Source organism: Bacillus sp. OTU530 (genome assembly GCF_038440375.1).
This window is the reverse complement of the sequence record NZ_JASATP010000130.1, coordinates 1-832: the sequence shown is the minus strand read 5'-3', so window position 1 is coordinate 832 and position 832 is coordinate 1. Positions and strand designations below refer to the sequence as shown.

Sequence of the window (832 nt, the reverse complement as noted above, 5' to 3'; positions counted from 1 at the left end):
CCCAACCGAATCCTTCCGTCTCATTTCCTTCATAAATATAACGACAGTTCGCCTTACCGCTAACAACATCCTGCAAATCTTCATATGTTGCACCGTTCTGTTCCTGCATAATAATGTTTTGCGTATACTCCGATTTTAGAACACGCCCTGGCGTTCCTATTGTCCTCTTAATAATTACTGTATCCGTCTCTTTTGCACTAACAATTGCCTGCTTATATTTCTCGTTTGCATGAATGCACTCTTGAGTAGCAATAAAGCGAGTACCCATTTCAATTCCTTCTGCCCCCAATGCAAAAGCTGCCAATAAACCTCGTCCATCGCCAATTCCACCACTCGCTAAAACTGGAATCGATACGGAATCGACTACACGAGGAATAAGCACCATTGTACCAATATCGTCTCGCCCTAAATGTCCTCCACCCTCCTGTCCAACTGCCATTACAGCGTCAGCGCCAAGTTGTTCAGCTTTCTGTGCCTGTCTAACGCCTGCCACGAGGACAAGAGTTCGAATATTTTCTCCCTTTATGCGTTCAAAAATTGGTTGTGGATTAGCACCTGTAATAGAAATTGCAGGCACCTTTTCTTCAATAGCAACTTCAAGCAACTCCAGATATTGTCCGTCGTGCCTTGCAATAGCAAAATTGACACCGAATGGCTTATTTGTAAGCATACGAACTTTACGGATTTCTTCCCGAAGTTTTTCTGGTGTACCTAGGGTTGCAGCAGTAATTTGTCCGAGTCCTCCTGCATTCGAAACTGCGGCTGCCAATTCGGCATAAGCGAGGTACGCAAGTCCTCCTTGTACAATCGGATATTTAATTCCAAAAATCTC

At 44.1% G+C, this 832-nt stretch carries 1 protein-coding gene; it reads right to left on the bottom strand.

The window, feature by feature from the left end; all coding sequences use genetic code 11:
- Positions 1-832, bottom strand: an 832-nt coding sequence (locus tag AAHB12_RS31160; protein WP_342048940.1) for an NAD(P)H-dependent flavin oxidoreductase, incomplete at both ends; no start/stop codon positions are given.